Source organism: Acidobacteriota bacterium (assembly GCA_026707545.1).
GTDB lineage: Bacteria > Acidobacteriota > Thermoanaerobaculia > Multivoradales > Multivoraceae > Multivorans.
Genome location: JAPOWR010000001.1, coordinates 2,052,094 through 2,076,248 on the forward strand (window position 1 = coordinate 2,052,094; position 24,155 = coordinate 2,076,248).

Here is a 24,155-nt window from a genome sequence, read left to right on the forward strand (position 1 = left end):
GATCCCGCGCCGTGACGAGCCGCCGGACGATCGCGTTCCTCTGCGCCCTGCTTGCGCTGGCCGTTGCCGCCCCGTTGGCGGCGCAGCCGACCGCCCACCCGGTGCTGAGCGCCTTCCTACCGATCGACGACTACATCCTGGAGATCGACGGCCAGACCGACTCCGCCGCCAGGCTCTACCTGTCCCAGCGGGCCGCGGCGATGCTGATCCTCAGCGACTCCCTGGGCGAACCCGTCCTGCTGTGGGCCCGCACCATGGTCGTGGATCGCCTGCCGGCGACCGACCTCCTGGCCGCCAGCGCCGGCTACGACGTGGTCGCCGAGACGGCCAAGTCGTACGTCGGCGAGGCCAAGGCCGACCAGACGGGGATCTCCCTGGCTATCGGGGATCGGGCCGTTCGCGTCCTTCCCCGGCCGCCCCTGGTCGGCGACCGCACCCTGGGCGAACTGCTGGAACACTCCCCCGGCTACCGCGCCGGCATGGACGCCTTCGCACCGAACGCCGCGGCAATGGCCGCGCTTCGCCAGGCCGAACCGGCGCGCGTGCGCGTCTACTTCGGCTCCTGGTGCGGCGTCTGCAAGCAGGTACTGCCCAACCTGCTCGAGGTCGAAGCCGGTCTCGAAGGCTCCAACCTCACCTTCGAGTACTACGGACTCGCCTCACCCCCGGCCGGCTGGGAGGACCCGGAAGTCAAGGGCAACGAAGTGAAGGGCCTGCCGACGGCGATCATCTACCGCGGCGGCCGCGAAGTGGGCCGGTTCGGCGGCGCGACCGACTTCGCCCAGCCCGCGCGGGTGCTGCAAATCCTGCTCGCCGGCCCGCAGTAGCCTAAACGACGCCCGCGACTCCGCGCGTCAGCGCACCCCGATCCGTAAGGGCGTCACCTCGCGAAAGCAGATGATCGCGTCGTACGAATCGGCCCAGTAGAGCAGGCTTCGCTCCGTCGGTGACCGTTCGCCTGCCGGCACTCGGTGCAGTTCCGGCCGCACCGGCCGGAGATCAAAGACGGTCGCCGCATACATCCCAACCGAGGCCAGTAGTTCGAGGGCCGGATCGTTCCCCGTTTCGTCGGCATCCACGGTGGCCAGTCCGGCTCGAAGCCGGCCGCCGGCAGCAAAGGCGGCCACATGGAACGACGACAGCCCACGAGCAGCGGCCATCTCCGCGATGAAGTTACCGAGCGTCGACACGCCGCGGCGGTCGATGCCCCGGTGCAGGTGATTCCGGCCCAGCCGGGCCAGCACCCTGGCGCTCGTGTCTGCCGCATGTGTCCTGTAGTGACTCACGAACAGTTCCTTCATTGCCTCTTCGCGGCGAGCGGAGGCCCTGAGTCTGTTGCCGTCGAGGCGATCGGCCTCCACTGCGAACGTGTGAGCCAGGTTCACGTACGAATGCAGCTCCTCCGCCAGTAGCGGCTGAACTGACGCCGCTTTTCCCAGTGACTCTGCCAGCGCCGGCGCCAGACTCCGCCGGTAGCCGCCCGCCGTCGCCTCGACCATGGCCTGGAGGTGCGGGTTCTCGGGATGCTCAACGGCCAGCGCCCGCACAACGAGGTGCGGCGACAGCACTTCCAGATCGGTTCCCCAGAGCACCGGCTCCGCGCCCTTCTCCTTGAGACCCGTCACCAGTTCGACCTCTGGCACTGTCCACAACCCGAAGAAAGGCGGCACAGATTCGCCCCCGGCCGGGAACTCGACCCGACGCGCCATCCAGGGACTCATCTCCGCCGCCACGTGGCGGTAGCCCGATGCCCACAGGTCGGGCCATAACTCCCGCAACAGTTCCGGAATCTCATTCGAGAAGTGGACTTCGCCCAGCAGGAAGAACGCCGCCTGGCGCGCTTCGTCGAGGAGAAAGCCCATGCCGTCTCCCGAGAGGTCGTACTGGCTCTCGCGAAGGAGATCGACGGCCGAGGGAATCTCTTGGGACGTCACGGACGTTGGCACAACCAGTACCGCCACTACACACACTGCCATCGCGAAGCGCCCGGCCATTCCGGGACGCTAGCAGCACGGCCTGCGAACGCCGGTCACGCTGAGAAAGGACAGCGCTCATGAACACGGTTCACCGGCAATCGACGATCTTCCTGTTCCTGGCGTTTCTGCTGGTCCAATGCAGCGCGGTGACGCTGGCGCCACCCGGCGAGGTCTTCTCGGACCTGCTCAGTTCCGGGGAGCCCGGTCCCGAGATGGTGGTCCTGCCCGCAGGAGAGTTCCTGATGGGCTGCTTCGGCACTCCCATGCTGCCGGACGCGGAGTGCCACGGCCGCGAGGAACCGCTGCGCAGAGTGAAGATCCCGCGCCCGTTCGCCGTATCGAAACACGAAGTGACGTTCGAGGACTACGACCGCTTCACCGGCGCGATGGAGCGGGCCGATGATGACGGATGGGGCCGCGGTCGCCGTCCGGCGATCAACGTATCGTGGCCGGAGGCCCAGGCCTACGTGGACTGGCTGTCCCGCGAGACCGGCAAGACCTACCGTCTGTTGAGCGAGACGGAGTGGGAGTACGCAGCCCGCGCGGGCTCCTCGGCGAGGCTGGATTGGGGCGATAACCAAGCGAACTGTGGGAACTGTGGCAGCCGCTGGGATGGGGAACAAACCGCACCGGTGGGCTCCTTCCCGGCCAATCCCTGGGGCCTTCATGACATGCTGGGCAACGTACAGGAATGGGTGCAGGACTGCTGGAACCCCAACTTTGCCGGCGCGCCGCCCGACAGTGCGGCGTGGGTCGAAGGAGACTGCGAACGACGTGTCATGCGCGGCGGAAGCTGGCTGGATGGCGCAAGCTCGCGAGCAGGGGATCCAAGAAGGACCCCGGTTCGAAACCGTTGGCCCGCGTCGTCGGGGGTGCAGATCATCGGGTTCCGCGTCGCCCGAACGCTCGGCCGCTGAGAGTCCGCGCCTCCCGCACGGGATCACGGATTACGGACCGGCCTCCCGGCCGTTCACGACCACCGGCTCCTCCGCGGGCCCACTGCTGCTCACATTCACCTCCGCGCCCCAGCGGCGGCCAGCCGCCCAGAAGGAAACCTCGTAGGAGCCGGGAGTCACGCAGCCGAGTCCGAGACGGCCGGAGTCGGAGAAGCGGACGCCCTCGCCGGCACCCGTGAGGTGGCTCGCGATCTCGGCGCCCGACGCGGTTGTGACGCTGAGGAAGGAGAGCGGCTCGCCCGCGCAGTCGGCAGCACGGCACCGGAGTTCGAGAAGCCGACCCATCGGCAGCGATTCGCGCACTCTGGCCGTGCGGTCCTCTTCCACGGTCAAGCCGACGCCGCCGGTACAGGCGGCGACATCGTTCCAGACAACAGACACTTCGCCCGCGGGCACTTGCCGATTCGCGAAGTTGCCGGCCTCCGTCGCGAGCCCGGTACCAACCACATCGCCTGAGGGGTTCACCAGGTGCAGCCAGGCGCCCCCGGCGGGGCGGCCGTCGCTGTGCTGTAGTTCCACCTCGACACTGCCCGCCGCCGCTTCGCTGATCCTCAGCAACTGATGCAGCGGCGGGTCGGTCCCGAGCAGGAGATCCTGCGTCACGCTTCCAGTGAGACCAGTACTTCCTCGATTCATCAGCGTCGATGACAGGCCCGCATCGGCCTTGAGCCGATACGCGCCCGGCGGTGCGGGCGGTAGTTCGAAACGTCCGTCGTCACCGGCTTCCGCGTAGGCGACGATCCTGCCCAGATCACCAAGCAGGGAGACCTGACCCGCAGCCGGCGCCCCGGTTTCGTCGAACAACTGGCCCGTGACGCGGACGCCGCTCAGGTCGGCCTGGACCAACGGATCCGCCGGCCACAGACGTCCGACGTAGCTCCCGTCTCCCGGATACCAGGTCATCCACAACAGGTCCGCCGGGGCCTTCTCGAGGACGAAGGAACCGTCTGGAGCCACTTCCGCAGACAGTCGTCGCGGACCTGCACCGAAGCCGAAGAGACGCTGAATCTCGCCCGCAGCGGTCTGGAAAACCACCCCGAACTTCCCGGAACTCCGCGACGCGTCCAGGACGCTGCCAAACCGGACGGTACCGCCTGACACCGGCCGCCCATCCAGGACCAGCACACTGCGAATGGTCCGCATGGGCAGCCGCAGATCCATCGTCTGAACGTCCGCCGGACCCTCCTCGATCGTGATCTCCTGCGAGACGGCAAGCTGACCTGTCTCGTCCGCCACCTGCAGGCGATAGGTACCGGGAGCCGCCAGGAACTCAGCCCGCGCACTCGTCTCGTCATCGCCCCGCTCCCCGTCGCCGGCTTGAGCCGGTGATTGCAAAGGTGCCTCGACGATCGGCGACGCGATCTCACGGAAACGGTCCAGCAAGCGAACGCTGCCGCCGCCCAGAGCTTCTACGCGGACCGCAGCGCGGCGGCCCGGGTGCAGCCATGACTCGCCCTGGTCCGCCATCTCGTTCGTGCCGAGTACGAGGAACCGATCGGTGATGGGGACACCAGGGCACTGAACACGCAGATGGTAGCGGCCCGCCTCGAGTCCACCCACCTGGTACTCACCGTCTGTATCGGATGTTGCAAGATGCTGCTCCGTCATTCGCGCAGCCTGGATGGCTGGTCCCTCCCCCGCCAGCAGGAGTTCGATCAGGCAGCCAGCGACAGGTTCGGCACCCACCGCGTCGAAGAGCCGGCCCTGCACGACCGCCCCCCGGTCGAGGGCGACCAGACCGAGGTCGACCTCGCCGCCCGGGACCGGCGCAACGCGGATGAGCGCCGACCGCAGGTAGTCGTCGGCCTCGAACGCGACGTCGATCGTGGTCGCGCCCGCGAAGTAGGCGTGAATCGGTACCGACACCGGGCCGTCCGCGGCCTCGACGGCGTGTGGGGCACTTGCCCTCTGCCCGACTCCGAACGCCCACATCGTGAAGTTCGGGATCGGCTCACCGGCAGCGCCGACGAGGTCCACCCGAACTTCACCGGCCACCGCCGCCTCGACCTCCGCCTCTTCGGCCGGCTCGTCCCTGGCCACCAGCTCGAAGACGACGCGAGAAGGCCGCCGGTCCTGCTCGATGGTGCGGGCGTCCGTCTCGAAACCGGGCGCCTTAGCCGTCGCCTGAAGGCTCCCCGCCGGCAGCCCGGCAAGCTCGAAGAGACCGCGTTCGCCGCTGTCGACGCATCGCTCCGTCGGGCCGAACGAGCCGACCGCATCCGGGTTCCGCCAAAACGCACAGACCCGCGCTCCGACTACCGTGTTCCCGCCCTCGCCCTGGCGGACGACTCCTTTCGCGGTGCGCCCCGATTGAAGCCGGATCACGCCGGGCGGCGCCTCGTTGGGATACGAGCCAAGGAACGGCAGGTGCGCGGGATGGTCCACGATCAGGGTCAGGCCGCGAAGCAGGGGCAGGGGATCCTCGACGACGCCCTCCGCCGTCGTCGCCGTCCGCAGCAGGATCGCTTCCGTCGGGGAAGGGCCCTGGGCCGACGACGCAGGCGTGACCGCTCCGACAGCGGCAACCCGTTCTGTCGCGGGCCGAAGAACCGTCACCGTGGCGCCGCCTGCGGGTTCGCCTGCCGCTCCAAGGACGAGAATCCGGCCTGGCTCCGGCGGCGCCTGGGAAGCAACCGGGGTCGCGGAGACGACGGCGCCAACAACGAGCACGCCGAGGATCGTGAGAACAGGGGACCACTTCATCACCTACACACCTCCTTGCCACTCCAACCTGCGACGGCCCGGTCCACTACAGCCCAGCCTCCAGGCCGTTGACGATCACCGGCTCCTCCGGAGCCCCTCTGCTGCTCACTCTGAACTCCGCGCCCCAGCGGCGACCGGCAGCCCAGAACGAGACGTCGTACGAGCCCGGCGTCACGCAGCCGAGGCCGAGCCGTCCGGACTCGGAGAACCGCACGGCCTCACCGGCGCCTGTCAGGTGGCTCGCGATCTCGGCGCCGGACTCGGTCGTCACGCTGAGGAAGGAGAGCGGCTCGCCGGCGCAGTCGGCGGCCGGGCACCGGAGTTCGAGCAAACGGCCCACCGGCAGCGACTCCCGCAGCGTCGACGTGCGATTCGCCTCAACGTTCAATCCGACGCTGCCGGCGCAGGCGGCGGCGTCGTTCCAGACCACGTTCACCTCCCCGGTGGGCACACTCCGGGTTCTCTGCCCGCCGGCCGATGCGAGACCGCCGCCGACGACGTCGCCCGCCGCATTGACGAAGTTGAGCCAGATGCCACCAGCCGGACTGCCGTCGGCCCGTCTTAGCTCCACTTCGAGAACGCCGGGCTCCGCCTCCTCCACACGCAGGAACTGGTGAACCGGCGGCTCGGTGGTGATGACGAGATCCTGGACCGCCGTTCCCGCCAGGCTGCTCCTGCCCTCCCGAGCACGGCTCGGGGACACGCCGGCGCTTCCCTTGAGCCGGTAGCTTCCCGGTGGAACCGGCGGCAGCACGAAGCGGCCGTCGTCGCCAGCCTCCGCGAAGGCGACGACGCGGCTCAGGTCTCCGATCAGGGAAACCTGGCCGCCGACCGGCGTGCCGTTCACGTCGAGCAGCGAGCCGGTCACCCGAACACCGGTGAGGTCCATTCGCGGGACCGGGTCGGCCGGCCATAGCCGCCCGAGGTAGCTGCCGTCGCCGGCGTACCAGGTCATCCACAGCAGGTCGTCGGCAACGCCGTCGACCTCGAACGAGCCGTCCGTGCCAACCGTGGCGCGCACCGGCGGGCTTCCCACGCCCAGCATGCGGCTCTGTTGGGCGCCGCCACGGCGCTGCGAGGAGAGCTGGATCTTGAAGGTGCTCCGGGATGGCTCGAAGACGCTGCCGAAGGAAACGGTGCCGCCCGTCGCCGGGCGACCGTCCAATGCCAGCATGCTGCGGATCGTTCGGGTCGCAAGCGACACGTCGACCGTCTGCACGTCGGCCGGCCCCTCCTCGATCCCGATCTCCTGCGACACGCGGAGGCGGCCGGCACCGTCGACGATCTCCAGCCTGTAGAGGCCGGGAACCGCCAGGAACTCCGCTTGCACCGTCGAGTCCTCATCGCCACTTCGGCCTGCCCCGGCCTCTGACGACGACCGCAGCGCCGTCTCCACGATCGGGCTCTCGATCTCCCGGAACCGATCCAGCAGGCGAGCCATCCCCGCCTCCAGACCCCGGACACGCACGGCGACCGGCCGGCCGGTGTTCAACCAGGACTCACCCTGGTCGGCCAGTTCGCCCTTGCCCAGCACGACCAGCCGATCCGTGACCGGCGCCCCCGGGCATTGCAGCCGCAGGTGATAGCGGCCCGCCCGGAGGCCGCCGATCAGGTACCGACCTTCGGCATCGGACACCGTCAGGTGGCGTTTGCTCATCATCAGGGCCGCAATGGCGCCCGGGCCCGGATAGAGGAGCTCGACCACACAGCCGGCGGCGGGTTCCGCCCCCACCGCGTCGAAGAGCCGCCCCTGCACGACTGCCCCTGACTCGAGGGCGATCAGGCCGAGTTCGATCTCACCGCCGGGGATCGGCGCGACGCGGACGAGCGGAGACTCCAGGTAGTTCTCCGCCCGGAACGAAAGGTCGACCGCGGCATCGCCCGCGAACGAAGCGCGGATCGGAACCACCACCGGACCCTCGGCATCCTCGACACCGTGCGAGGAGCCGGCCATCCGGCCCACCCCGTTCGTCCGCATCGTGAAGTTCCGGATCGGTTCACCGGCGGCGCCGACGAGTTCGACGAGGACCGCGCCGGCCGAGGTCGGCGCCGGCGGCGCCTCATCAACCGACTGCTCACTGGCGACGAGTTCGAACTCGACGCGCGGGGTCCGCCGGCCCTGCTCGATCGTGCGGGCGTCCGTCTCGAAACCGGGTGCCTCCGCCGTCGCCTGGAGGTTCCCGGCCGCCAGGCCCGGAAGCTCGTACGCGCCCCGCTCGCCGCTGTCCGTGCAGCGGCGCAGGGTTCCGAACCACTCGGGAAGGCTCGGGTCGCGCCAGGACGCGCAGACGCTCGCTCCGGCCACCCCGAGGCCACCGCCGGCTTCACGTACGAAGCCCTTCGCCGTCCGCCCCGGCTGCAACCGGATCACCTCCGGTGGCGGCCGGTTCGCGTACGCGGCCACGAACGGCTGGTGCGCCGGATGATCGACGATCACCGTCAGCCCGCGCAACCGAGGCACGGCGCCTTCGACGACGCCGTTCTCCTCCGTTTCGCTGCGCACCAGGAACGCGTCCACCGGCGACAGGCCGGCGCGGCTCGGCTGGATCACCGTCACCGAAGCGTCGGCGACCAGCTGGCCGTCCGCTCCCAGCACGACGAGCGCGCCCGGAGTGGGCGTTGGCGTCGGCTGTGCCGCCCCCGGCACACCAAGCGGTTGAAGGATGGCAAGGCAGGCGAGAACGGCACTCAATCGCATGATGAAACCTCCCCGGCGCGAATCGCCTCCGCGTCGATCAAGAGAAGCCGAATCGGCCGACGCAGCGGATCCTCCACGCCGCTGGTCGCTTCCTGGAGCAGCCAGTACCTGGGGCCCGGAAGCAGACCCACATGAGGCGCGTTCGTCGGCAGACGCACCTTGCCGACGATCGCATCCTGCTCCGCGTCGATGCGGTGCAGGTCCCAGACGACCGCGTTGCCGGTCGCGTCTCGCATCAAGACGTAGAGAGAGTCCCGATCGGCGTAGAGACCGGCCGGATAGCTGGACGCCTCCAGAGGTCCCCATCCACTCCATCCGCCTCCGGCGGCGCGAAGCGACTCCGGGAACGGCGCCGGCAGGTCCGGAAAGGCCTCGAGCCGCCGGCCCTCACCGACGAGTTCATGGATGAAGGGCTCATCGGGAGCGAAACGGAGGGCAAATGTTGAACCGGCGCGACCCCCCGTCGCCGCAAGATCGGAAGTGGATCCGAACCAACCAAGCTCTCCCGGGAAGCCGGGCCAGGCGGCCACCTCCCTCAGCGCGTCAGAAGGCGCACTTGGCCGAGGATCCGCCTTGAACTCTACGAACTCCTCTTCCCACTGCAGTAGTTCTGAGTGCCGTGCGTCATCCAACCGAGTTCCCTGCACATAGAGGCGGTCGCGCACAGCGGCCAACTGTGTGATGGCGTACACGTCGTCGCCGCTCCAGCCACCCGTCGTCTTCTCCTCGACGTCGCTCTCCCAGAGCACGCGAATCGGTCGCAGGTTCGCGTTCAGCTCAAGCAAGCGATCCTGATCTGGGTAGCGGTCTGCAAGCACGTACCCTCGTCCCCAGGGCTGGACGCCCACGGGCCACACGAAGGTCAGCGCCAGGTCCGCGCTCTCCCGGCCGTCGACGATACGAACGAGCCCCTCATCCGCACCGTAGAGGAGCAATCGCGACTGGTGTAAATCCACCAGCACGAACCGCTCCTCGTCCATCCATGTGCCGCGGATCAGGCCAAGACTCGGCAGCTCGGTGACCTCCAACGGACGGCAGGCGGGCTCGGGCGTGCCGACCGCCGAGCACCCGCAAAGAAGCAACGAACCCAGGACGGCGCCACCGGGCGCAATCCACCGCGTCATGGGGCTGGACCTCCCTGTTACAAGGCTTACTCCAGCGCCAACGCCACCAGGGCCGGGATTTGTTCCCAGCGGCCGGCGCCGACCGTGAACGCCAGGTACTGCCGCCCTTCGTGGAGATAGGTCATCGGCGTGCCGTGCGGCGTCGGCTCGACGCGGTGTTCCCAGAGCTTCGCACCGTCCCGCTTGTCGTAGGCGCGAATGTGTCCGGCGTCGCCCATGAAGGTCATTCGGCTCGGGTCGTAGTCGGCCTGGATGATGAAGATCAGGTCCCTGGTCAGCACCAGACCGCCGTTCGACAGGATGCCGTGGGAAGCACTGCCCAGATCGGGCAGATCGAGGTGGGCGATCGCGGGATGGTCCTTCGGGCCCGGGCCGTGGGCAACCTGCCACAGGTGCTCGCCCGTGTTCAGGTCGATCGCGGTGATCCGGCTGTAGGGCGGCTTGACCAGGGGAAGACCCCGCGGCCCCTCCAGGAGGCCAAGGGCATCGACGTAGCGGAACTCGGAGCGGGCCGCGTCGGCCGGCCGGACGCCGAAGCTCATCACCTTGGTCATCGACGGCACGTAGAGCACGCCCGCCTCGGGATCGACCGCGGCGCCCCGCCAGTTCGCGCCTCCGGCGGCGGACGGCAGCGTCAGCACGCCGAGCTTGCCGCCCTCCCTGACCTCGAGCGGCGGCGTGTAGATCGGGCCCAGCACGTAGTCCTCGGCGATCTCGAGCGCCTCGGCGCGAAGCTCCGGCGTGAAGTCGATCAGGTCGTCCTCGGTGATGCCGAGCCGTTCGAAGGGCACAGGCTTCGTCGGCATCGGCTGGGTCGGGGAACTCCATTCACCGGGCACCGTCGTCTGCGGCACCGGGAGGTCGTCGATCGGCCACACGGGCTCGCCCGTCTCCCGGTCGAACACGTACGTGAGGCCCTGCTTGCTGACCTGGGCCACCGCCTTGATCTCACGGCCGTCCACGGTGACATCGACCAGGTTCGGAGCCGAGGCCAGGTCGTAGTCCCAAAGGCCGTGGCGAACGGCCTGGAAGTGCCACTTCCGCTCGCCGGTGCGGGCGTCCAACGCCACCAGGCTCTCGGCGAACAGGTTGTCGCCGCGCCGGTGGCCGCCGTACCAGTCGTTCGTCGGCGTCGACACGGGCAGGTAGACCATGCCGAGCTCGTCGTCGCAGCTCATCATCGTCCATACGTTCGTGTTCCCGGAGTACTCCCAGGACCCGTCGAGCCAGGTGTCGTTGCCGAACTCGCCGGGCCGCGGAATCGTGTGGAAGATCCAGCGCTGCTCGCCGGTGCGCACGTCGTAGCCGCGGACATGGCCGGGCGGCATCTGCGGACCGCGGGGCCCGTCCGAGATGATCGAGCCCAGCACGATGACGTCCGCGCAGACGATCGGCGGCGCCGAGTGGGTGTACTGTCCCTCGTTGATCTCGCGGCCCAGGCCGAGGGCGGTGTTCACCATGCCGGCGTCGCCGAACGCGGGGTCCGGCTCACCGGTCAGGCGGTCCAGCGAGATCAGGCGGCGATGGTGGGCGGCGTAGATCAGGCGCTCGACGGGTTCGCCGTCGATCTTCCCGCTCCAGTACTCGAGCCCGCGGTGCTGGAAACCGGCATTGGCCGGGCGGCCGGCGTCGTAGCTCTTCGGGTCGTAGACCCAGAGCGTCTCACCCGTGCCCGGCTCGATCGCTGCCAACTGGCTGAGCGAGGTCGTGATGTAGAGCGTGCCGTCGATGTAGAGAGGTGTGCTCTTGTACTGGCCGCCCCGGTACTCCGTGTCGGCCTCCGTCTCGACCGACGTCCACCGCCAGACCTCGCGCAGCCGGTCGACGTTGGACGGGTTGATCTGGTCGAGCGGCGAGTACTTCGTCGAGGCGCGGTCGGCGGCGTAGTGACGCCACTCGCCGCCTTCGGCGGAGACGGAGTCGGAGAGGCTGCCGCAGCCCAAAGCCGCGGGCAGCAGAAGAATGGCGCTCAAGGTCAGCCGGAGCTCGGAAGCCGGCCAGAAGGCCGGCGCACCCAGTGGGCAGACGTTGTTCAGGAACATCCGGCGAGTCTACGTGGCGATCCTGTACGCTATGCGGCCTTCAGGAACAAGGCCTAGAGGAGAAGAACGATGGCATGGGACTTCGAAACAGACCCTGAATTCCAGGACAAGCTGGACTGGATGGACGAGTTCGTCACCAACGAAATCGAACCGCTCCGGTTCGTCCTCGGCAGTCCCTACGATCTCTCCTGCCCGAAGCGCCAGAAGCTGATTCCGCCGCTCCAGGAGGAGGTCAGGAAGCGCAAGCTCTGGGCCTGCCACCTGGGTCCGAATCTCGGCGGCCAGGGTTACGGCCAGGTCAAGCTGGCGCTGATGAACGAGATTCTCGGCCGCTCGCCGCACGCGCCGATCGTGTTCGGCTGCCAGGCGCCGGACTCGGGCAACGCGGAGATCATCGCCCACTACGGCACGGACGAGCAGAAGGCCCGCTACCTGCAACCCCTGCTCGACAACAAGATGGTCTCCGCCTACTCGATGACGGAGCCGCACGGGGGCTCGGATCCGAAGGTGTTCACGACCCGCGCCGTCCTCGACGGAGACGAGTGGGTGATCAACGGCGAGAAGTGGTTCTCCTCGAACGCCCGGTACGCCTCCCTGCTGGTCGTCATGGTGGTTACCGACCCGGACGCGCCGCCCTACAACAAGATGTCCATGTTCCTCGTGCCGAAGGACACGCCCGGCGTCAAGATCATCCGCAACGTCGCCGTCGGCACCGGCAACGAGGACGGCTCACACGGCTACGTCCGCTACACGGACGTGCGCGTGCCCAAGGACCACCTGCTCGGCCAGCGCGGCCAGGGCTTCGTGGTCGCCCAGACCCGCCTCGGCGGCGGCCGCATCCACCACGCGATGCGGACGATCGCCAAGGTCCGCACGGCCTTCGACCAGATGTGCGAGCGCGTCCTGTCACGCACGACCCAGGGCGAGTTGCTGGCCCAGAAACAGCTCGTCCAGGAGAAGATCGCCGACTCCTGGGCGCAGATCGAGCAGTTCCGCCTGTTCGTTCTGCAGACCGCCTGGAAGATCGACAAGTACAAGGACTACCGGATGGTCCGCAAGGACATCTCGGCCGTCAAGGCGGTCATGCCGAAGGTCTACCTCGACGTCTTCTCGAGAGCGCTCATGCTCCACGGTTCGCTCGGCGTCTCGAACGAGATGACCTTCTCGGCGGGAGTCGTCGACTCCTTCCACATGGCCCTGGCAGACGGACCGACCGAGGTCCACAAGATCACGGTGGCGCGACAGATCCTCCGCGAGTACGCCGGCACGGACGACCTCTTCCCGACCACGCACCTGCCGAAGCTGCGGCAGGCGGCGCTCGAGAAGTACGCCGAGGCGCTGGAACTGGAGGTGGCGGCGCTGTAGAGCGGGCCGAGCCGGTTCGCCGCTACGCGTGGGCGGCGGCCGTCGCGCGCACGCCGAGCCCGGCGACGAGCGCAAACAGCAGCGCGAACACGAGGTTCGCGATGCCGCTGGTCTCGTCCATCAGGCCCATGACGGCGATCACCAGGAGAGCGACCGCCACCAGGATCGAGAAGACGTTGCCCATCTTCTGGGCATCCTCCTCGCTGCCGCCCATGCAGCCGATGCGGACCAGGAAGAAGGTCAGCACGCCGAAGAAGGCGATGAGGCTCCACCAGGAACCTGCCGCGGCGTCGACCATCGCCTGAGAGGCCCACCAGCCGGCGCCGAGAAGGTACGCGATCGCAAACAGGAAGTTCTTCATCATGGCGAGCCGGAATCTAGCTGACAGGTGCTGTATCGGCAAGCCTGACCTGCCAATCCGGCTCACACGCCGGCATCGCCTCCCCTACCGGGCGTGCTAGGGTTCCGATCCCGCTGAACGGCATCAACCCGGGTACCGCCCGGCCATCTGACGGAGAACCCGAAATGCTCCTCGACCTCGCCAAGAACCGCCCGTTTCCCGTCTTGGCGGCAGCCGCGCTGCTGCTGCTCTTCGCCGGCTGCGCCGCCGAATCCGGCGAAGACCACTCGGACCATGACCACGCGGAAGGCGACATGGACCACGCCGAAGAAGCGGCCGACGACGGAGCGCCGCGCGTCTACTTCGTGGGGCTGGAGAACCACGACACGATCCCCAGTCTGATCAACCTGCAGTTCGCGGCCGAGAACTTCATCATCGAGCCCGTCGGCGACGGCGCGATCAACGAGGGGGCCGGCCACTACCACATCGCGATCGACGGGGAGTGCCTGGAGCCGGGCATCGTGATCCCCACCGCGGACCCGTGGATCCACTTCGGAGACGGCTCAGACTCGATCGAACTCGAGCTTCCGCTCGGCGAGCACTACCTATGCCTGCAGATCGGCGACGGCGAGCACCGGACGCTCGACGAGCCGGGGCTGTCGCAGTACATCATGGTGCACGTCGAGGACGAGGCCGAGGAGGCAGCGGAGTAGGCAGCGTCCGCCTATTCAAAGAAGAACGGGCTTGTCCAGGCCGCGCCGCCGTCCGTCTGGACTACGCGGACATAGAGATAGCCGCCCGACCGGAACTCCGGCAAGGCGACGGTCAGGCTGCACTCGCGCTCGCCTTCGGGACACAGAGCCTCGCCGGCGATGGCACCGGCGCCGCTCCCGCCCTGGCGGCTGACGACCTCGATGCGAGCAATCTCGGCCGGTGCCACCGCACGCACGACCAGAGTCCGCTCCGGCACGCCGGCGATCGGGCCGACCCCTCCCGCAGCAAGCGCAGCTTCCGGAATCACCGCGCCGATCGGCCAGCCGGCGTAGCTCGCCCGCACCACGATTCGCGGGCCGTTCGTCGCGTAGGTACGACGGGAGAGGAGGGCCTCGTAGATCCCCTCACGGGTCACCTCGTCGCTCAGAATCGCCGCCACGCCGCCACTGGGCGATGAAAGGTGCGCCAATCCGGGATGGCCGTCGTGACCGTCGCTTGAGCCGATGAACCCCAGCCGGTAGCCGCGGTCGAGGACGTCGCGCACGTAGTTGCCTTCGAGGGCGCCCCGAACCGTCAGGCCCGGCGAGTCCGCAGCCTCGCTCGACCCGTGGACCGAGACGATCTCGGTGACCGGCTCCAGTCCGGGAGGCGGCGCCGCCGACCAGTCCGTGGCGATCGGTTCGCCGGCCGAATGGTGAGCGAAGGTGAGGGCACGGGCGCCGTCGAGTCCCTCCCAGAGCTCGACCGCTTCGTCGAAGCGCTCGTCGATCGAACTCAGGAGCAAACCACCCAACGCGCCGGCGGCCCGCTCGAAAAAGACCACGTGGCGGTGGCCCTCGACCCAGTTCGTCCACTCGTAGCCGGCCAGGGCGACGAAGCGTCCGGGTTCGTGCCGCCGGTCGGCCGCATCCAGCGTCCGCCGCCAGATCGAGGGCTCACGGTCCATGAACCGCATGCCCCAGTGGTCATGGTCGGTCACCGCCGCAGCGTCGAGGGCGGCCACCTCCCGAGCGTAGAGCAACAAATCGTCCGGCGTCGCCGAACCGTCGGAGAGGCCGGAGTGGTTCTGGAGGTCCGCCCAGAGGATACGCCGGCCGGCCGGCGAGACGAGGAGAGGGTTGCTTTCCGCTTCGAGTCCAGGCTCGGTCTCGGCACCCATCAGCCGGCCGCTCACCCTGAACACACCGCGGGCCTCGGCGGAAAGCCGAAGCGGAACGACGAGCCGGCCTCGATCCTCCACGGCGAGAGCCAGGGAGACGACCCGCTCCACCTCGGCCGCCGAATCGGCCCTTGAGTCGACCAAGTCGACGTCGGCCGGCAACCGAAGTTCCAGCGTCCCGGCTGCCGCGGGCCAGCCGTTCCCGACCGCGTCGGCCAGCGCCGCCGTGAGCGTGACCCGGTCGCCCGGCCGAGCGGTCGAGGGCAGGTGAAGCAGTAACCGTGCTGGCGGCCCCGGCATCACATCGACGGCCGGCGACTCGGAGATTAGCTCCCGCACACCGTCACCGTCGCCGTCGACGCCGACCCAGAAGCGCGATTCGCGCTCGGCGTAGCGGTCGGCCAGCGCGCCCGCCGGGCCGGCTCCATACGTGATCACGACCTCTTGTCCTGCCGTGAGCGGCCGGCCGCCGACGCTGATCGCGAGCAACTGCTGATCCAGCGTTTCCGCCGAGAGTTCGACGCCGGCAGCGTCCGTCTCGACCGTCGTGTAGCCCAGTGCCTCCGGACGTTCCGTCTGCGGTGTGCTCCAGCCCCAGAAAGGCGACACCTGGAGATGGACGGTTCCTCCGACCGCTACGCCCGCAGGCCCCGCCCGGTAGACGATCCGCCAGCTTCCCGGATTCCCTGCGACAGCCGGGCCCCTCAAGGCCTCGACGGCGGCCGTGCCGCCGCCGTCAGCGCTCGAACGCGGCCGCAGGAGGTCGGCGCGCAGTTCTTCGACGACGTCGTGACGCGGAGAGCGGTCGGGCCACGAGCCGCTCGTCGGTTCATCAGGTGCCGGCCCACACGCCACGACCATCAGCATGAGGGCAGCAGCGAATCGGAAAGGGCGCACTCGGAGATCCTCTCACGAGCGGCGCCAACGGCTGTAGTCTGCACGCAGTCCAATGCCCTACAAGATCGCCTTCATCGGCACCCACGGCGTCGGCAAGACGACCCTGGCCTACGGTCTCGCTTCCCGCCTGAAACGCCGGGACATCAACCTCGATGTCGTGGTCGAGGTAGCCCGGCGCTGTCCCCTGCCCCTCAACGAAGGCACAACACTGGAGGCCCAGTCGTGGATCCTCTACTCTCAGATCGCCGACGAACTGGCCGCGGAGGCTCGCTCGCCGGTCGTCATCTGCGACCGCAGCGTGCTCGACAACTACGTCTACCTGCTGTTCGCTCACGGGCGCCAGCCGGCGTTCGAACCGCTGATCGAGTCCTGGTGCACGACCTACGACCTGAAGGTCTATGTGCCCATCCTGCGCGGCAGCGAGGCGCAGCCCGACGGCATCCGCGCCGTCGATCCCGCCTTCCGGCAGCAGATCGACGACCGGCTCTGGAACGAACTGGAGGATCGCCGGATCGAAGTCCTGGTCCTTCACCCCGAACGTCGGGACGACTGGCTCGACATCGTCGAGGAGGCAGTGTCGAACGAGCTCCGCATCCCCCAACTCGATCTGCTCTGACGCGCGGCGGCGCGCGTATACTCACGCCCCGGTTCATCCCGTAGCCCGATACCCACAGCGCACAGCACCTCGGCGCTCTCGCCGCCGACGTCGACAAGTTCAAGAGGAGTCGCCATGTCCCGTCCCTTCCTTCGCACCGAACTCTGCGACATGCTGGGGATCGAGTATCCCGTCTTTTCCGCCGGCATGGGTCCCGTGGCGGGGGGCGCGGAACCCGTCGCGAAGGCCGAACTGGTGGCCGCCGTTTCGGAAGCTGGCGGCCTGGGCGTGATCGGAGGCGTTGCCTACAGCCCCGAGGACCTGCGGGCGGAGATCAACAAGGTGCGCGCGAGGACGGACAAGCCGTTCGGGGTCGACCTGCTGCTGGCTTCGAACTTCCTGGAGAAGGCGGGCAGCGGACCGACCTCGGCGACCGTGCCGACCCGCGACCTGGTGCCGGCGGAGACGCGCGACGCACTCAGGAAGATGGCCGAGAACCTGGGCATCGAGTGGGTCGAAGCCCCGCCCCCGCCGCCGAGTTGGACGGTGCCCGAGGGCAAGAGCTACGCCGGCGCCCAGATGGAGGTGCTGCTGGAAGAGAAGATACCGGTGTTCGCCTCCGGTCTCGGGTCCCCGGCGCCCTTCTCGAGGGCGCTCAAGGACGCCGGCATCAAGATCGTCTCCCTGGTCGGCAACGCCCGCGCCGCGCGCCGGGTCGCCGACGGCGGCGCCGACATCGTCGTGGCCCAGGGCACCGAGGCCGGCGGTCACACCGGCAAGATCGGCACATTGGCGCTCTTGCCCCAGGTCATGGACGCGGTGGCGCCGCTGCCGGTCGTTGCCGCGGGTGGCGTTGCCGACGGCCGCGGACTGGCCGCGGTCATCGCAGCGGGCGCGATCGGCGCCTGGTGCGGCACCGCCTTCCTGGTTTCGAACGAGGCGAACCAGCCCGCGCTGCAGAAGCAGCGCATTCTGGAGGCCGCCACCGAGGACACCGTGGTCACCCGTCTCTACAGCGGCAAGACGATGCGGAACATCACGAATCCGCTGATCCAGGCCTGGGAGGACAGCGGCATACGGGCGCTGCCGATGGGGCTCCAGGGCGTGCTCACACGCGACCTGCTCCACTCCATCCGCACCGCCGGACGGGACGACCTGCTGATGAACGCCGCCGGCCAGGCCTCCGGCATGCTGCAGAAGGCTCGCCCGGCCAGCGAGATCCTCCACGAGATGGTGGCAGACGCCTCAAACCTCCTGGGCGCGCGGCTTTCGCAACGGGTTCAGGTCCAGGTCGCCGTCTAGACACTGGGTGCGCCGGCCTGCCATCCGCGCGCCCGCTGACGGGCGCACGGACTGGTTCGCGTGTGGCGCGGAACGCGCCACCCGGGTTCCGGCCGGCATTCCGGCACCTACCACCGGCGCGCGTCGGGCTCGATCGCTTCGAGGTCGAAGCAGTGATAGCCGGCCGGGTGCCTCCAGAACCGTTCCCGGTAGGGATACATCCGTAGCGACGCCTGATCGGTGGGTGCATCGAGGCTGAACGTCGCACAGAGTTCGTACGCCTTGTCCCCAGTAGCCCGAAAGGCGTAGGGCTCCCGGGTTTCCGGATCGACGATCGACACGATATTGATGTCCCGCTCGCCGCTGAGGGCTTCCAGGCCCGCGGGCAGGGAGCCGTTCCGCTCCCAGTAGATGTCGACGCCCCGAACGATGTCCCGCAGGTTCCCCACGCGCGCGACATCCAGCCCGCGCTCGCGCGCCCTTCCGGGCGAACCGACGGCAACCAGTCCCAGGCCGACCGCCAGCAGGACAGCCGCCGCCGACACACCGGCGAAGACGGTTGGCAGTCTCGGCGCGTGACCGCCTTCGGCCGCTTCCGCGTCGTCCTGGCGGAGGTCCCAGAAGTAGTAGCCGAACACGCTGCCGGCAATCGCCGCAACGACCCCGACCTTCAGGAGAAACCGGACAGCCAGCTCACCGCCCAGACCGAAGAACACGAGGGCGATCAGGTCGCCGGCCAGGACACCCGCCGCAACGAACAACGTCAGATAGGTGAGCCACTTCCTGATCCGCGACGAACGCAAGTCCGGATCGTCGCGCAGCGTTCTTCTCACCATTCGTTGAACCAGCAGGAACACCGGGAAGGAAATGACGAGATAAGCCAGTCCCCACCGCAGCATCTCGGCGGAAGCCGCCGCCGGAAGAGTGAACGCGATGTCGGCGAAGGCCCGGTTGATCAGCACGAACATCACGTTGCCGAAGCTGATCGCCGCCGTGTACAGCGCGGCGAAGAGGACCAGGTAGAGAAAGGCCTCGCGCGCGCCCAGATACGGGCGGGGCCGCGGGATCAGCGCCACGAACTCCCGGTCGACCCAGACGCCGAGGGCCTTGTCGATGTCGCCCTGTCGCCAACCCGCGTCCGCCAAAGCCTCCCGGATCTCGTTGCGGCTCGCGCCTCTCGACAGTGCTTCTCGTACAAACCGGCTCAGTTCCTCGTTCACGGTTTCTCCTCCGTGTTGTTGACGATGTCAACATTACACGCGATCCCCCGTCGCGTCAACACCGATGGTTAACATGCGCTCCCATGACTTCTTCCGCCGTTCTCGACGCCCTCCGATCCCTCGACACCCCCACCGTCTGCAACGCACTTGAGGTCGTGGCGCCCGAGCGGCGTGGCCACGGCTACACCGTGGACCCGCTCGTGTGCGCTCGGCCCGATCTGCCGCCTATCGTCGGTTTCGCCCGCACGGCGCGAATCCGCGCCCAGCACCCGAGTTCGGTCGATCCGAAGCAGGCCCGCCGCACTTCGATGGGCTATTACGAGTACCTGGCTTCCGGCGAAGACCCCACGATCACCGTGATCCAGGATCTCGACGGCGATGCCCGCGGCTACGGCGCCTTCTGGGGCGAGGTGAACTCGAACGTTCACCGCGGCCTGGGGTGCCTCGGCGTGATCACCGACGGCAGCATCCGCGACATGGACGACGTCGCAGAGGGCTTCCAACTGCTGGCCGGCCGCATCGGACCCTCGCACGCCCACGTCCACGTCGTCGACTACGGTGGTCCGGTCAGCGTCGCCGGCATGGCCGTCGCGGACGGCGACCTGATCCACGCCGACCAGCACGGTGCCGTCGTTGTTCCGGCCGACGTCGCCGACCAGGTCGAAGCGGCGGCCGACCTGATCGCCCGGCGCGAACGGGTCATCATCGACGCCGCCAAGCAGCCGGACTTCGACTTCGACAAGCTGAGGGCCGCCTGGGGCCAGGCGGCGGAGATCCACTGAGTCGGCGGCGAGCCGCTCAGGCCATCACGGGATCGATCGGCGTGATGATGCCGAGCGCGTCCTCGATCGCTTGGGCCGCCTCGAGGCAGAGTCCTTCCCGATAGCGGCCGCCGATCACCTCGACCACCTGGGGGAGGCCGTTGGCGACGCCGGTCGGCACGCAGACGGCGGGCAGGCCCAGCAGGTTGAGAGCGACTTCGAAGCGCATCTGGTCGAGGACGTCGCCGGGTTCCTTGAGGTCGTAGCCGACGACGAAGGGCGGCTGGGTCATGATCGGAGCCAGCGTGATCGGGTAGTCCTCCTGGAACTCCTGCCAGACGCTGGCGATCCGGTGACGCTGGCCGTACATCGCCTCGTACTCCGTGGGCGACTCGACCCCGAACATGTCGAGTGCGCGCACCAAGAAATCGTAGGCGTCAGGCGACATGACTTCCTTGAGCGCCTGCCTCGCTGTGTTCAACTCATAACCGAGGAAGACCTCCCAGGCTCGTCGCGCTTCGGCGGCCATCGGCGGTTCGACCTCTTCCACCGCGTACCCCGCCGCCTCCAGCGCCTCGCCCGCCGCGCGCACGGCGGCGGCGATATCCGGGTGAGTCGAACCGCCGCTGGGCTCCGGCACCAGCGCGACCTTGACCGGCGAAGCCGGCGGTTCCAGGTCGAGGGCAACCGGGACCGACCATGGATCGCTGCGGTGGTATCTCCCCAACAGCTCGTACGCGGTACGCAGATCGGCCACGCGACGCGCCATCGGACCGTCGACGGCCATCAACTGGCCGGACATGCTGCCCCCCGTGGCACTGGCGATGCGCCCCAGCGTCGGCTTGAGCGACGCGATGCCGTTGCACTGGGCCGGGATGCGAAGCGAACCGCCGATGTCGTTGCCAAGCCCCAAGCAACTCATGCCGCTGGCCAGCGCGGAGCCTTCACCACCGCTCGAACCGCCGACGTTGCGGTCCGCGGCCCACGGGTTGCGCGTGACGCCGTAGAGGTAGCTATCCGTATGGACCCTGAGGCCGAGATCTGGCAGGTTGGTCCGGGTCAGGACGATGGCGCCGGCCTCCTTGAGGCGCGTCACGATCAACGCGTCCTCTTCGGCGTTCTCCTCGGCGAACGCCGGAACGCCGTTCGTGGTCGGGGTGCCGGCGACGGCGATGTTGTCCTTGACCGAGATCGGCACGCCGTGCAGCGGACCAAGCTCGGCGCCCGCCGCCACCGCCTCGTCGGCGGCACGCGCGGCTTCCCGTGCTTCGTCAGCCAGGACACGAACGACAGCGTTCAGATGGCCGTTGACTGCCTCGACTCGCGCCAGGTGAGATTCGACGACTTCCAGGCTCGAGACCTCGCCGAGGCGGATCGCCGCCGCGAGTTCGTTCGCACCGGCGCGCCAGAGATCGTCAGGCATCGGTCCCGCAGCGGCATCTGCCGCGGAATCAGGCGCCGCCGCATCGTCGGCGCACCCGACCAGTAGCCCGGCGGCACCGGCGAGGGACAGGGCGTGGATCACCTGGCGCCGCGAGACGCCGTTGATTTCCTGGTGTTCGGGCTCGAGGGTCGTCATCTACTGTCTCCTGTATTCACTCGGCTCGCAGGTCATCCACGTTGAGCGTCTCTTCGAGGACCGACTCGCCGTCCATGTCGCGGACTTCCAGCGTCACCGAGCGGGAAGTCCAGTCGATGGACAGTGCACCATAGTTCTCCGGCCGGTAGGTCGGGCCCAACCGGTACGGCCCGGCCTCTTCCCCGCTGCTGAATGCCGAGTTGAGAGAACTCGCGGTGAGTTCCAGAAGCGGGTAGCCGAGCGCGTCGTCGTGACGGTAGATGCCGCCGCGGTGGCGGTCGCCGGAGATCACGATCACGCCATTCGCGCCCGTCTCGCGTAGCAGGGCGTAGAGGCGATCACGCTCGGCCGGAAGTTGACGCCACGCCTCGTACCCGTGACCGTCGGCGATCACCTGGATCGACGACGCCAGGATGCGCAGATCCGCCTCCTCCTGGAGCACTTGACCGAGCCACGCCCACTGATCCTCACCCAGCATCGTCTTGTCCGGATCAGGATCCGGCATGTAGCGCTCCTTGCCCGGCGCACCGCGCTCGTCGGTCGGCCGCAGCGGGGAGCGAAAGTACCGCGTGTCGAGCAGGATGAGCTGAACCCGACGACCGGGCGGGCCGTAGGTCACGGCGTCGTAGACCCCGGGGCGCGAGGCACGCTCGGAATCCGGCGGCACGTCCCAGAAGTCCTCGAAGATCCGCTGCGCCTCTTCGCGGCCGAAGAAGTCGGCGCCGGCGTCGTTCAGACCATAGTCATGGTCGTCCCAGGTGGCGGCGAGCGGCACTCCCGCCTGTCGCAGCCGGCTAAAGCCTTCGGCTTCCGCCTGCATCGCGTAGGCGTCCCGCAACTCGCGCAGGTCCTCGGACTCGACATCGCCATAGACGTTGTCGCCGAGGAACACGAAGAGCTCGAAATCGTCTTCCAGGATCGCGTCGAAGATCGGTTGCGGCAGGTCCTGCCTCAGGCAGGAGCCGAGGCCGATCCGTTCGAGCGCCGGCTCGACCGCCGCGGCGGTCTCCGCGGCCGGTTCAGCGGTCGGCGCACCGCAGGCCAGAACCAGCAGCGCGGCCGCGAGCAGAGCCTCAGTTCGCAGCTTCATCGCACAGGCTCTCGATCGAGTACCCCGACGGGTCCGGCAGTTTTCCAGCGGTGACCATCTCATCGATCAGCTTCTCCGTCTCCGTGACCCGGTCCCTCTTCGCATACTCCTGACGCATCGCCCTGACCTGCGGGTGTTCGAGCATCGGACAGTATCCCAGCATCCGTGGCTTCACCTTCTCCCACTTCCGGCGCACGTAGATGTTCGGCTGGTAGGACTCATCCCATTCGGGCGTCACGTAGTCCCGCAGATCGAACGGTCTGCGGAGGCGCCAAAGCCCCTCTTCGTAGACGACATGGGGGTCGTCGCCGGCGCAGAGGTGCTCGTAGAACCACATCCCCTCGTAGTTCGCCTCCAGATCGGCCAGGGACAGAACGCCCGAGACGGCCCTGCCGAGGATCGTGATCTCATGCAGCAGACCGCGACGCACGGCTCGATCCTCCGCTTCGGCGGGCGTCGCGCCCCGCGCGCGGGCTTTTCGATACCAGCGGTGGTAGTACCAGGCGGTTCCCAGGAAATGCGTGAGCTTGTCCGTGCCCAGCCGTACCCCGTTGACCTCCACCGTCGGACTCGGCGGCATCCACCGGCCGGTGTCGAACAGCGGCGACGTGCCGCCGTAGATGTACTTCTGCTCGAACTCCCGCATCTCCTCGGGTCCCGAGGGAGACCGGCTGACCAGGGGCGAGTTCACCGACCAGGTCTCGAAGCCGTCGAAGAACAGCATGCGATGACGCTTGAAGAACCGGAACCGTACCTTCTGGCACCGGCGGTCCCTGCCCTCCCGGTTCAGCTCGGCGACCAAGCGGTCGAGTTCCAGGTTGACCCGGGCGTTCAGCACCTCGGTCATGTCCTCGAGGTGGCGGCCCCAGGCGAAGAACTGATCCGTCTCCAGGCCCGAAGCGGCGCCGGTGCCGCCGAGTCCGAGAAGCAGCGCCACGACCAGGGCAGCCAATCCAGACCGCGCCGACACCCGTCGCCCCGCTCCCGGCATCAGAACCCCCAGCCGATGCCGGCCGTGTACACGTAGCGGTCGGCGTCCTGGTGAGCGGAGCTGATCCGCCGCAAGACGCCCACGTTGAACGTAATGCGAGGCAGCGCGAACTGCCCTTCGAAGCCGGCCAGCGTCTGCCGCGCCGGATCGAGTTCGGAGTCTCCCCAGGTGCGGACCAGGACGGCGCGGGCGCCCCAGCCGACATAGACGTTGTTCAGGAAGGCGGAACGCGGCTTCCGCGCGGCGATCACGCGCGCATAGCCGACGCCGAGCTGTCCTCCCGCCGAACCCGGTTCGATCTGCGCCACGAACCCGCGGTATTCACAGAAGGCGGTGCAGTCGTAACTGGCCGGCATGCGCGCCAGGATGGCTCCGCCACCCGCTGAGAACTCTAGAGGAATCGAGTAACGGACCCGAGCGATGCCGAGCCAGCGGAGCGAGGTCTCGTCGACGTCCGCTCGCACGCGGTCGGCGACTTCGCTCGACGAGGGTTCGGCAGGCGCGTCGTCGCCGACTTCCTGGGCCGTCGCCGGCAACGCCAGGAGGCCAAGGGCCAAGGCACCCGCCGCGAACGGGATGTTTGGCATCGTCGACGGGTCTCCTGCCGGGGCCTCCGCACCGCCCATCCTACTCCCATGGGCGGTTCCAGGCGCGCTGGAGCGAC

19 protein-coding genes are annotated in these 24,155 nt (G+C 68.4%); 7 read left to right on the plus strand and 12 right to left on the minus strand.

The features are described 5' to 3' along the window. Nucleotides 1-11: 11 nt before the first annotated feature. Nucleotides 12-827 carry a thioredoxin family protein gene (locus OXG83_08030; GenBank protein ID MCY3964971.1) on the plus strand — a complete coding sequence of 272 codons (816 nt, stop codon included), beginning with the start codon at nt 12-14 and terminating at the stop codon, nt 825-827. Between the two features lie 27 nt (nt 828-854). Here the strand turns inward: OXG83_08030 and OXG83_08035 are convergent, their stop codons facing one another. Next, complete coding sequence (locus OXG83_08035) at nt 855-1,934, minus strand: hypothetical protein (protein ID MCY3964972.1); 1,080 nt, start codon at nt 1,932-1,934, stop codon at nt 855-857. A 119-nt stretch (nt 1,935-2,053) separates the two neighbouring features. Between OXG83_08035 and OXG83_08040 the strand changes: the two genes are divergently transcribed. After that, nucleotides 2,054-2,893 (plus strand): SUMF1/EgtB/PvdO family nonheme iron enzyme, encoded by an 840-nt coding sequence (locus OXG83_08040; GenBank protein ID MCY3964973.1) that lies wholly within the window; start codon nt 2,054-2,056, stop codon nt 2,891-2,893. 30 nt (nt 2,894-2,923) lie between these two features. Here the strand turns inward: OXG83_08040 and OXG83_08045 are convergent, their stop codons facing one another. Genes OXG83_08045 through OXG83_08060 form a run of 4 tightly spaced genes read right to left on the minus strand, consistent with a single transcriptional unit; the run spans nt 2,924 to nt 11,499 of the window. Next, nucleotides 2,924-5,635 carry a carboxypeptidase-like regulatory domain-containing protein gene (locus tag OXG83_08045; protein MCY3964974.1) on the minus strand — a complete coding sequence of 904 codons (2,712 nt, stop codon included), beginning with the start codon at nt 5,633-5,635 and terminating at the stop codon, nt 2,924-2,926. Between the two features lie 46 nt (nt 5,636-5,681). After that, nucleotides 5,682-8,333: a carboxypeptidase-like regulatory domain-containing protein gene (locus OXG83_08050; GenBank protein ID MCY3964975.1), complete on the minus strand. Its 2,652-nt coding sequence runs from the start codon at nt 8,331-8,333 to the stop codon at nt 5,682-5,684. Beyond that, nucleotides 8,324-9,457 carry a hypothetical protein gene (locus OXG83_08055; protein ID MCY3964976.1) on the minus strand — a complete coding sequence of 378 codons (1,134 nt, stop codon included), beginning with the start codon at nt 9,455-9,457 and terminating at the stop codon, nt 8,324-8,326. Before OXG83_08055 ends, OXG83_08050 begins: the two co-directional genes overlap by 10 nt. Nucleotides 9,458-9,483: 26 nt before the next feature. Then, the gene (locus tag OXG83_08060) at nt 9,484-11,499 is read right to left on the minus strand and encodes a pyrroloquinoline quinone-dependent dehydrogenase (GenBank protein ID MCY3964977.1); all 2,016 of its coding nucleotides are present in this window, start codon (nt 11,497-11,499) and stop codon (nt 9,484-9,486) included. Nucleotides 11,500-11,568: 69 nt separating this feature from the next. On the opposite strand from OXG83_08060, the gene OXG83_08065 reads away from it, so the two are divergent. After that, nucleotides 11,569-12,864: an acyl-CoA dehydrogenase family protein gene (locus tag OXG83_08065; protein MCY3964978.1), complete on the plus strand. Its 1,296-nt coding sequence runs from the start codon at nt 11,569-11,571 to the stop codon at nt 12,862-12,864. 22 nt (nt 12,865-12,886) lie between these two features. Here the strand turns inward: OXG83_08065 and OXG83_08070 are convergent, their stop codons facing one another. Further along, complete coding sequence (locus OXG83_08070; protein MCY3964979.1) at nt 12,887-13,228, minus strand: hypothetical protein; 342 nt, start codon at nt 13,226-13,228, stop codon at nt 12,887-12,889. A gap of 161 nt (nt 13,229-13,389) precedes the next feature. On the opposite strand from OXG83_08070, the gene OXG83_08075 reads away from it, so the two are divergent. Further along, nucleotides 13,390-13,917 (plus strand): DUF4399 domain-containing protein, encoded by a 528-nt coding sequence (locus OXG83_08075; protein ID MCY3964980.1) that lies wholly within the window; start codon nt 13,390-13,392, stop codon nt 13,915-13,917. A gap of 11 nt (nt 13,918-13,928) precedes the next feature. On the opposite strand, the gene OXG83_08080 is transcribed toward OXG83_08075, so the two are convergent. Further along, the gene (locus OXG83_08080) at nt 13,929-15,974 is read right to left on the minus strand and encodes a DUF3604 domain-containing protein (protein MCY3964981.1); all 2,046 of its coding nucleotides are present in this window, start codon (nt 15,972-15,974) and stop codon (nt 13,929-13,931) included. Nucleotides 15,975-16,026: 52 nt separating this feature from the next. Here OXG83_08080 and OXG83_08085 point away from each other — a divergent pair, with 52 nt between their 5' ends. Beyond that, nucleotides 16,027-16,590: an ATP-binding protein gene (locus OXG83_08085; GenBank protein ID MCY3964982.1), complete on the plus strand. Its 564-nt coding sequence runs from the start codon at nt 16,027-16,029 to the stop codon at nt 16,588-16,590. 114 nt (nt 16,591-16,704) lie between these two features. Next, nucleotides 16,705-17,871, plus strand: a complete 1,167-nt coding sequence (locus OXG83_08090; protein ID MCY3964983.1) for a nitronate monooxygenase — start codon at nt 16,705-16,707, stop codon at nt 17,869-17,871. Nucleotides 17,872-17,978: 107 nt separating this feature from the next. Here OXG83_08090 and OXG83_08095 read toward each other — a convergent pair whose 3' ends face one another. After that, complete coding sequence (locus OXG83_08095) at nt 17,979-19,070, minus strand: DUF5671 domain-containing protein (protein MCY3964984.1); 1,092 nt, start codon at nt 19,068-19,070, stop codon at nt 17,979-17,981. Nucleotides 19,071-19,153: 83 nt separating this feature from the next. Between OXG83_08095 and OXG83_08100 the strand changes: the two genes are divergently transcribed. Further along, nucleotides 19,154-19,852, plus strand: a complete 699-nt coding sequence (locus OXG83_08100; GenBank protein ID MCY3964985.1) for an RraA family protein — start codon at nt 19,154-19,156, stop codon at nt 19,850-19,852. A gap of 16 nt (nt 19,853-19,868) precedes the next feature. On the opposite strand, the gene OXG83_08105 is transcribed toward OXG83_08100, so the two are convergent. The 4 genes from OXG83_08105 to OXG83_08120 are packed head-to-tail and all read right to left on the minus strand — an operon-like array spanning nt 19,869 to nt 24,078. After that, nucleotides 19,869-21,410, minus strand: a complete 1,542-nt coding sequence (locus tag OXG83_08105; GenBank protein ID MCY3964986.1) for an amidase — start codon at nt 21,408-21,410, stop codon at nt 19,869-19,871. A gap of 16 nt (nt 21,411-21,426) precedes the next feature. Then, entirely contained in the window at nt 21,427-22,500 is a 1,074-nt protein-coding gene (locus OXG83_08110; GenBank protein ID MCY3964987.1) for an alkaline phosphatase D family protein, read from the minus strand. Continuing rightward, entirely contained in the window at nt 22,484-23,470 is a 987-nt protein-coding gene (locus OXG83_08115; protein ID MCY3964988.1) for a hypothetical protein, read from the minus strand. The genes OXG83_08110 and OXG83_08115 overlap by 17 nt, the downstream gene beginning before the upstream one ends. Nucleotides 23,471-23,490: 20 nt before the next feature. After that, entirely contained in the window at nt 23,491-24,078 is a 588-nt protein-coding gene (locus tag OXG83_08120) for a hypothetical protein (GenBank protein ID MCY3964989.1), read from the minus strand. Nucleotides 24,079-24,155: the final 77 nt, after the last annotated feature.

What these genes read in the sequence shown, in the direction of transcription:
- OXG83_08040 (MCY3964973.1), top strand. Translation starts at nt 2,054, where the DNA reads ATGAACACGGTTCACCGGCAATCGACGATCTTCCTGTTCCTGGCGTTT.
- OXG83_08045 (MCY3964974.1), bottom strand. Translation starts at nt 5,635, where the DNA reads ATGAAGTGGTCCCCTGTTCTCACGATCCTCGGCGTGCTCGTTGTTGGC.
- OXG83_08050 (MCY3964975.1), bottom strand. Translation starts at nt 8,333, where the DNA reads ATGCGATTGAGTGCCGTTCTCGCCTGCCTTGCCATCCTTCAACCGCTT.
- OXG83_08055 (MCY3964976.1), bottom strand. Translation starts at nt 9,457, where the DNA reads ATGACGCGGTGGATTGCGCCCGGTGGCGCCGTCCTGGGTTCGTTGCTT.
- OXG83_08060 (MCY3964977.1), bottom strand. Translation starts at nt 11,499, where the DNA reads ATGTTCCTGAACAACGTCTGCCCACTGGGTGCGCCGGCCTTCTGGCCG.
- OXG83_08065 (MCY3964978.1), top strand. Translation starts at nt 11,569, where the DNA reads ATGGCATGGGACTTCGAAACAGACCCTGAATTCCAGGACAAGCTGGAC.
- OXG83_08070 (MCY3964979.1), bottom strand. Translation starts at nt 13,228, where the DNA reads ATGATGAAGAACTTCCTGTTTGCGATCGCGTACCTTCTCGGCGCCGGC.
- OXG83_08075 (MCY3964980.1), top strand. Translation starts at nt 13,390, where the DNA reads ATGCTCCTCGACCTCGCCAAGAACCGCCCGTTTCCCGTCTTGGCGGCA.
- OXG83_08085 (MCY3964982.1), top strand. Translation starts at nt 16,027, where the DNA reads ATGCCCTACAAGATCGCCTTCATCGGCACCCACGGCGTCGGCAAGACG.
- OXG83_08090 (MCY3964983.1), top strand. Translation starts at nt 16,705, where the DNA reads ATGTCCCGTCCCTTCCTTCGCACCGAACTCTGCGACATGCTGGGGATC.
- OXG83_08100 (MCY3964985.1), top strand. Translation starts at nt 19,154, where the DNA reads ATGACTTCTTCCGCCGTTCTCGACGCCCTCCGATCCCTCGACACCCCC.
- OXG83_08105 (MCY3964986.1), bottom strand. Translation starts at nt 21,410, where the DNA reads ATGACGACCCTCGAGCCCGAACACCAGGAAATCAACGGCGTCTCGCGG.
- OXG83_08110 (MCY3964987.1), bottom strand. Translation starts at nt 22,500, where the DNA reads ATGAAGCTGCGAACTGAGGCTCTGCTCGCGGCCGCGCTGCTGGTTCTG.
- OXG83_08120 (MCY3964989.1), bottom strand. Translation starts at nt 24,078, where the DNA reads ATGCCAAACATCCCGTTCGCGGCGGGTGCCTTGGCCCTTGGCCTCCTG.